The sequence below is a fragment of the Streptomyces sp. PU-14G genome, from assembly GCF_041028275.1.
Taxonomy (GTDB): Bacteria; Actinomycetota; Actinomycetes; order Streptomycetales; family Streptomycetaceae; genus Streptomyces.
In genome coordinates this window covers 1-6,123 of record NZ_JASKYT010000420.1, presented here as the reverse complement: position 1 = coordinate 6,123, position 6,123 = coordinate 1, and the positions used below count along the sequence as shown (strand labels likewise).

Sequence of the window (6,123 nt, the reverse complement as noted above, 5' to 3'; positions counted from 1 at the left end):
GGCGGGCGGGGCGTTGCTTCGCCTTCAGCGGAATCCGGTCCTGGGCAGGGGACGTCGGCCGAGGTTCATGGTGAGATGCTCCACGTACGTTCTGTACAGTCCGTACGTTTCTCACGCGACGACAGTGGAGTGCGACGCCATGCGGAACCAACCGACGGCCCGATACGTCCTGCCCGAGTTCACGGAGCGCACCAGCAGCGGAACGCGAAGGATGGATCCGTACTCGAAGCTGATGGAGGAGCGGATCGTCTTCCTGGGAACCCAGATCGACGACACGTCGGCCAACGACGTGATGGCCCAGTTCGTGCACCTCGAACACGCCGCGCCCGACCAGGACATCTCGCTGTACATCAACTCGCCGGGCGGCTCGTTCACGGCGATGACCGCGATCTACGACACGATGCGGTTCGTCACCTGCGACATCGAGACCGTCTGCCTGGGGCAGGCCGCGTCGGCGGCCTCCGTCCTGCTGGCCGCCGGCACCCCGGGCAAACGGCTCGCGCTGCCGGGCGCCCGCATCCTCATCCACCAGCCGGCCCTCGGCGAACCCGCGCAGGGCCAGATCGCGGACCTGGAGATCCAGGCCCAGGAGATGTTCAGGACCCGGGAACTGCTGGAAGAACTGTACGAACGGCACACAGGGCAGCCCCGCAACCGGATCAGCACGGACCTCGAACGCGACAAGATCTTCACCGCCGAGGAGGCCGTCGGCTACGGGCTCATCGACCGGCTCACGGCCAGCCGCAAGACCTCCCCCGCCCGCCCCGTACGGGGATGAGCCGGCGATGGCGAGCCACCAGCGGCCGTCCGACCTGCCCCCGCTCCCGGCGCTGACGCGCGCTGAGGGCGACGTGGTGGACACCTATCTCGAAGCCCTCGACCTGATGGGCAGGATCAACCCGGCGCGCGGGCGCGACACCTACCGGAGCCTGCGTGCCGCACAGGGGCTGGTCAGCAAGGCCGTCCGACTGCGGGACGCGCTGACCCTGATGCACGAACGGGGCGAGAACGAGCTGCACGCGGCGACGCTGGAGCGGGCGCTGCGCGTACTCGACGGGGAGCGGCGTGCGGGCCTGGTCGGGCCTCCGCCTGCCCCGGGCGCACGACCGGAGGGCGACACGGGCTGACCGGCCCCGCGCTCCGCTGGCGCGGGTGGCTGCCCGACAGGCGGACAGCTGTTGGTTCCCCGGCACGACGTGGCTAGAGTGCTGGTCATGACGTCGGCAACCGCTCTGCTCTCCCCGCCCACCGCGTAAGGCGGGCCGCCGCCCACGGCTGCCGCGGCGGACGAACGTCCGCCGCGGAGGTCGGTGGTGCCCGCGAACGGGACACCATCCACCTCTCCTTACGCGGAGCGCGTTCTCGTGCCGACATCTTCTTTTGGCCTGCCCGTCGGGCGTGGCCTCTTCTTCCTCGCCGTCGCCGGTGCCACCTGGGGCACCACAGGGGCGGCCGTCGATCTCCTCTACTCCTCCAGCGACCTGGGCCCGCTCGCGGTGTCCTTCTGGCGCTATGTGACCGGGCTGCTCCTGCTGTTCGCGGGCCGTGCCGCGGTACGGGCCCTGCGGCGGCCCGACCCCGACGCGGCGGAGCCCCGGCCCGAAGCGGCGGAGCCCCGGCCCGCGACGCGACGCCCAGGTCGCCTCTCCCGCTCCCGGTTCGCGCTGCGGGTGGCGACGGGGCTGTGTCTGGCCGTCTTCCAGACGGCCTACTTCGCCGCCGTGCCCGCCACGGGCGTCGCGGTCGCGACCATCGTGACACTGGGCGCCGCCCCGGTGTTCGTCGCACTGAGCGCCTGGCTGGTGCTGCGCGAACAGCTCGGTTGGGGCGGCGCCCTCGCCGTCGCCGCCGCACTGGCCGGACTGACCGTGCTGGTGCTCGGCGGCGGTGGAGGCGGGGTCCGCGCCGGCGGAGTCGCCCTGGCGCTGCTGGCGGCGGCGGCCTTCGCCGGTTCGGTCCTCCTGGCCCGGTGGGCCGGAAGCGCAGGCGGCGGAGAGAGCTCTTTCACGCTGACCGCCTGGTCGTTCGCGGTCGGCGCCGCCGTCCTGCTGCCCTTCGCACTGGCCGAGGGAGCGGTACCGCACTCCGGTGACCTGCTGCGCGTGGTGCTGCTGACGGGATACGTCGCGGCCGTTCCGACCGCACTCGCGTACCCGCTGTACTTCGCGGGCGCGGCCGTCGTGCGCGCGGCGACGGCCTCGGTCGTCATGCTGATCGAGCCGGTCAGTGCGGCCGTGCTGGCCGTCGGCTTGCTCGGCGAGCGGCTGACCGCCCCGATGCTGCTGGGCACGCTCGTCCTGCTGACCGGTGTGGTGTTCCTGACCCGCGCGGAGACGGCACGATCCCGGGCCACGCGGCCCGCCTAGCCGGCCGGGGGTGGTGAGCGGCGCGGATGTGCAGCCGCATACCAGCTCCCGAACTGTTGCGTCCGGTGCCGGCCCCGCAGGTGCGACCAGCGGGACCGGCACCGGAAACCACCGCCGCACGTGCCGGCTGCGCCCAAGGCGGCCGGGAGGCGGCGACCGCGGCCGGGACCGCGACCGCGGCCACGGGCTGCGTCCGCGCCCTGCGACTCCTTTCAGGTCGTCACCTCCTCAACCGGTGACGTCACCGTCCCGCCTGACCCACTGGATCGGGCCGATCTTGCTGTCGACGGCGGTCTAAGCGCGTGGTTCCACGACGAAGCCGAGAACCCGGCGTCCAGCGTCGCGGCCACGTCGGCGATCGTGCGCTGGTTCGGTGAGCTGCGCCGACGGCGATCGCAGCGTCGAAACTGCGCCCGGTGACCAGTGTCAGGCCGCAGCCGGCGGCATCCAGGGGAGTTCGACCCACACGGTCTTGCCGCCCCCGCGGGCGGGGGCGACGGTCATCCGGCCGCCCGACTCCGCGGTCAGGGTGCGGATGATGACCAGGCCGCGCCCATTGTCCTGCTGCACGGCGGCCGGAAGACGGCGCGGCCTCCTCGGGTGGGAGTCGCTCACGCCGAGGCGCAGCCACTCGGCGCGCTCGAGCCGCAGGTCGACGGTGAAGACCGGCGACTGCCCGCAAGTGTGCTGGACGGCGTTGGTGGCGAGTTCGGAGACGATCAGACGCAGCGACTCCATGACGTCGCTGCCCTCGCCCAGCCCCCAGGAGAGCAGGACGTCCGTGACGTGTCTGCGTGCCGCGGTGACGGAGGCGGGGGCGCTCGGCAGTGTGAGCGTCGCTTCCTGGTTGTCTGCCATGGCGAGGGCGTCCCTTTCCCGGGGCCGTGGACTCCTCCGCCGAGCGGCGGCGGACTGGTGCGGGGAGAGCGGGGAGACGGAGCGGCCCGGTTGACCGCTGCGCGACAGAGTGCCACTCCGCCCGGCACCGTGTGGCCGAACCCACTGGTTGCACCGTCAACTGTCGCTCGAAGCGGTGAACTTGACAGCGATGGCTCGCATTTGTCCGTCTTGGGGACGTAATGCGGGGCGCACGCGGTCGACCCGATCGCGTCAGCCCGATCGTGTCAGCTGCCGGTGGGAGCAGTCGCGATCACGGCGTCCACCGCGTGCGCGAGCGCGGTCTCTGTCAGGTCGCCGCGGGCGGTCAGCCGCAGCCGGGAGACGCCGTCGGGGACGGACGGCGGACGGAAGCAGCCGACCTGGACGCCCACGGCCCGCAGCGCGGCCGTCCACGCGACCGCGGCCCGCGGGGACGGGGCGCGGACGGCGACGACGGCGGCGTCCGGGCGAGTGGCGTCCAGGCCCGCGGCGGTGAGCCGCCCGTAGGCGAAGGCCGCCGCCGCGCGCGTGCGCGCGGCCCGCTCGGGTTCGCGGCGCAGCAGCCGCAGCGCGCCGAGTGCGGCCCCGACCGCCGCGGGGGCGAGACCGGTGTCGAAGATGACCGTGCGGGCGGTGTTGACCAGGTGGGCGATGACGTGTGCGGGGCCGAGGACCGCGCCGCCCTGGCTGCCCAAGGACTTGGAGAGGGTGACGGTGGCGACCGTGCCGGGAGAGCCGGCGAGTCCGGCCGCGGACAGCGCCCCTCGCCCGCCCTCGCCCAGGACGCCGAGACCGTGCGCGTCGTCGACGAGCAGCCCTGCGCCGGCGTCCGCACAGACGGTGGCGAGCGTCTCCAGTGGTGCCGCGTTGCCGTCGACGGAGAAGACGGAGTCGGTGACGACGAGCGCGCTCTCCCGGGGCGGGCGGGCCGCGAGTTCCTCGGCGACGGCCTCCGGGTCGGCGTGCGCGGCGATGGCCGTACGGGCGCGCGAGAGGCGGCAGCCGTCGATGAGCGAGGCGTGGTTGCGGGCGTCGGAGACGAGGAGTCCCGGGCCCGCGGGGTCGGCGGTGCAGGCGGTGACGGCGGCGAGGTTCGCCGCGTACCCGGAGGAGAGGACCAGCGCGGCTTCGAAACCGCAGAAGTCGGCCAGTTCCGCTTCCAGTTCGGTGTGCAGCGCGGTGGTTCCCGTCACCAGCCGGGAGCCGCCGGCGCCCGCGCCCCAGCGGCGAGCTGCCTGTGCGGCGGCCCGGGTCACCTCGGGATGGCGGGAGAGCCCGAGGTAGTCGTTGCCCGCCAGGTCGAGCAGCGCGCAGTCGGCGGCCCGTGGCGTCAGGGTGCGCAGCAGTCCGGCCGCGCGGCGCGCCTCCAGGCCGTCGGCCGTCCATGCGAAGGGGTCGGCGAAGGGGGCTCGTGCTGTGTGCGGGGCGGCTTCCTGAGCCGGGTCCGTGGGCATGGGGCTCTCTTCGTCCGGGCGGCGTCATGCCCCGGTGGGGAACCAGGGCCTTTGTAGGCAGTCAATAGAACGTAACCGGCCATGCCGGACGCCGAGGTGTGACAACGTCCACACCTCGGGCACGTGGTCTTGTAGGCTTCCTCCATTTCCCGGCTCGGTGCCGTCGGCCAGGATCATGCTCATGGACGACCTGCTGAACGCACTGGCGGACAAGGGTGTGCGGGGCGAGACGCCCTCGCGTGACGAGGCACTGGCGGTGCTGCGGACGAGCGATGACGACCTGCTCGACGTGGTCGCGGCGGCGGGGAAGGTGCGCCGCCGGTGGTTCGGGCGCAGGGTGAAGCTCAATTACCTGGTGAACCTGAAGTCGGGGCTGTGCCCGGAGGACTGCTCGTACTGCTCCCAGCGGCTCGGTTCGCGGGCAGGCATCCTCAAGTACTCCTGGCTGGGGCCCGAGGAGGCCGCCGAAGCGGCGGCGGCGGGCGTGCGCGGCGGAGCCAAGCGGGTCTGTGTCGTGGCGAGCGGGCGGGGGCCGACCGACCGCGACGTCTCCCGGGTCTCGAAGACGATCGAGGCCATCAAGGAGCGCAACGAGCAGGTGGAGGTGTGCGCCTGCCTGGGGCTGCTCTCCGACGGACAGGCGGAGCGGCTCCGTCAGGCGGGCGCCGACGCCTACAACCACAATCTCAACACCTCCGAGGCCACCTACGGGGACATCTGCACCACGCACACCTACGAGGACCGGGTGTCGACCGTCCAACGGGCGCGGGGCGCGGGCCTTTCGCCGTGCTCGGGGCTGATCGCGGGCATGGGCGAGTCGGACGAGGACCTCGTCGACGTGGTCTTCTCGTTGCGCGAACTGGACGCCGACTCGGTGCCCGTCAACTTCCTGCTGCCGTTCGAGGGGACGCCGCTTGCCGATGAGTGGAACATGACGCCGCAGCGGGCGCTGCGCATCCTGGCCATGACGCGCTTCGTCTGCCCCGACGTGGAGGTACGCCTCGCGGCGGGACGCGAGGTGCATCTGCGGTCGCTCCAGCCGCTGGCGCTGTACCTGGCCAACTCCCTCTTCCTGGGCGACTACCTCACCAGCGAGGGGCAGGCGGGGAAGGCCGACCTGGAGATGATCCGGGATGCGGGGTTCGTGGTGGAGGACACCGCGACGACGACGCTGCCAGGACACCGGCGCGGGCAGCGTGCGGACAGCGCGGACGGGACGGACAGCACGAACGGCTCGGACGGGACGGACAGCGCGGAGCGGGTCTCCGCCGGGGGTCTCGCGGGCGGTGAGCCGGCGGTGGCCGGCCGGCCTGAACACCCGCACGAGCGGGTGGCGGTACGGCGGCGCGGCGCGGGGACGGAGCTGCCGCCCAATGCCTGAGCCCACCACCATGACGGCGGGCGGCAGGCGAACCCCCGCACCC

6 protein-coding genes are annotated in these 6,123 nt (G+C 73.0%); 4 read left to right on the top strand and 2 right to left on the bottom strand.

Annotated elements, in window-relative coordinates; translation table 11 throughout:
• Positions 1–139 precede the first annotated feature (139 nt).
• From AB8Z75_RS30440 to AB8Z75_RS30430, 3 genes are all read left to right on the top strand, one after another.
• On the top strand, positions 140–778 hold the full coding sequence (locus AB8Z75_RS30440; protein ID WP_369207626.1) for an ATP-dependent Clp protease proteolytic subunit: 639 nt from the start codon (positions 140–142) through the stop codon (positions 776–778).
• Between the two features lie 7 nt (positions 779–785).
• Positions 786–1,127, top strand: coding sequence for a hypothetical protein (locus AB8Z75_RS30435; RefSeq protein WP_369207624.1), 342 nt, complete (start codon positions 786–788; stop codon positions 1,125–1,127).
• 237 nt (positions 1,128–1,364) lie between these two features.
• Positions 1,365–2,366 carry a DMT family transporter gene (locus tag AB8Z75_RS30430; protein WP_369207622.1) on the top strand — a complete coding sequence of 334 codons (1,002 nt, stop codon included), beginning with the start codon at positions 1,365–1,367 and terminating at the stop codon, positions 2,364–2,366.
• Positions 2,367–2,792: 426 nt separating this feature from the next.
• On the opposite strand, the gene AB8Z75_RS30425 is transcribed toward AB8Z75_RS30430, so the two are convergent.
• A complete protein-coding gene (locus AB8Z75_RS30425) occupies positions 2,793–3,224 on the bottom strand; it encodes an ATP-binding protein (RefSeq protein ID WP_369207620.1) in 432 nt (143 codons plus the stop codon).
• Positions 3,225–3,490: 266 nt separating this feature from the next.
• The gene (locus tag AB8Z75_RS30420) at positions 3,491–4,699 is read right to left on the bottom strand and encodes an 8-amino-7-oxononanoate synthase (RefSeq protein WP_369207618.1); all 1,209 of its coding nucleotides are present in this window, start codon (positions 4,697–4,699) and stop codon (positions 3,491–3,493) included.
• A 181-nt stretch (positions 4,700–4,880) separates the two neighbouring features.
• Between AB8Z75_RS30420 and bioB the strand changes: the two genes are divergently transcribed.
• The gene (gene bioB, locus AB8Z75_RS30415) at positions 4,881–6,080 is read left to right on the top strand and encodes a biotin synthase BioB (protein ID WP_369207616.1); all 1,200 of its coding nucleotides are present in this window, start codon (positions 4,881–4,883) and stop codon (positions 6,078–6,080) included.
• The last annotated feature ends 43 nt before the right edge of the window (positions 6,081–6,123 follow it).